This is a genomic window from Arthrobacter sp. YAF17 (genome assembly GCF_052113365.1).
Taxonomy (GTDB): Bacteria; Actinomycetota; Actinomycetes; order Actinomycetales; family Micrococcaceae; genus Arthrobacter.
Genome location: NZ_JBFRDB010000051.1, coordinates 1 through 1,285 on the forward strand (window position 1 = coordinate 1; position 1,285 = coordinate 1,285).

1 protein-coding gene is annotated in these 1,285 nt (G+C 69.4%); it reads right to left on the bottom strand.

Features of this window, described 5'->3' with window-relative positions:
* Positions 1–842: 842 nt before the first annotated feature.
* A partial coding sequence (locus AB4Y67_RS18980; RefSeq protein ID WP_441407304.1) for an HNH endonuclease signature motif containing protein occupies positions 843–1,285 on the bottom strand: 443 nt, incomplete at its 5' end.

Consider the following 1,285-nt stretch of genomic DNA (forward strand, 5'->3'; position numbering starts at 1 on the left):
CCGGTAGGCCGGACGGCACCGGCACGCCCCGCTGTGCGTCCCCTGGTAGGCCGAACGCGACCGACACGTGCCGCTGTGCGTCCCCTGGTAGGCCGAACGCGACCGACACGTGCCCCGCCGTGCGTCACCTGGTAGGCCGGACGGGACCGACATGCGCCGCCGTGCGTCACCTGGTAGGCCGGACGGGACCGACACGCGCCGCCGTGGGTCACCCGGTAGGCCCGTCGCGACCAACGCGCCCCGCTGCGTATGGCGGGGCAGTCACGACGGCGGCTCACAGCTGCGCCGCCTCTGGCGGAGTCTCACAGACTCACCGTCATCGCGGCCCCCGCAATTCGGTGGCCACGATTGACTCCTCGCATGCTGTGCCGGCGCCAGTTTGCGATAGCCCGCCTGAGCGATTTGCGTGCCCCTGCGTCGCCTGCCGCGGCAACAGGACGCCGGTAACGAAGGCACGCTGTGCGGTGCTGGTGGTGGTGCTCCTGCTGGCGCTGACCCGGCTCATGCCCCGTCCGTGCCCGCTCGTCTGCCCCTGTCCGTTCCCGAGCCAGCCGTCTGGCATCGCAGCTGGACGACCGCGACGAAGCTACTCTGTGTCGCGCCGATAGCGTGCCGTTGCCTTGCCATGCAGAGCCATCACAGGCCCTGCCATGCGATGCCCGTCTACGTGCCAGACGTCTGCCCGTTCCCGTGACGGCGTCTCCCCGCGGCCCGCCTGCTTGCCCTGGGCAGTTGAGTCCCGCGCCCGAGTCAGTTGGAGTTTGGGAATCCTCAGAGGTCCCGGTGCCCTCGCATGCCTGGGCGCGTACGGATCCTGCCTTGCCTTGCCTCCCCGGCCGGGGTCAGGCGGCGTGGCTGAGGTCTGTGGGGTGGAAGTAGTAGTTGCGTCGGGGTTTTTGGCGTGGGTCGATGTGGGGTGGCGGGATGAACCAGGGGATGCCGGTGCGGAGTTGGATGGTCCATTGTTCTTTGTGGATCAGGTGGTGGTGGTGTGAGCAGAGCAGGGTTCCGTTGTCTGTGCTGGTGGTTCCGCCGCGGGACCAGTAGGTGATGTGGTGGGCTTCGCACCAGGGGGCGGGGATGGTGCAGCCGGGGAAGGTGCAGCCTTGGTCGCGGGTGGTGAGGGCTTTGCGGAGGTGGGGCGGGAAGACCCGGGAGGCGCGGCCGATGTCCAGGATCCGTCCTTCGCCGCCGAGGAGGACGGGGATGATGTCCGCGTCGCAGGCGATTTTCCGGGCGGTGGAGGCGGTGACGGGCCCGGTGAAGAGCAGGGTTCCGGTGTGCG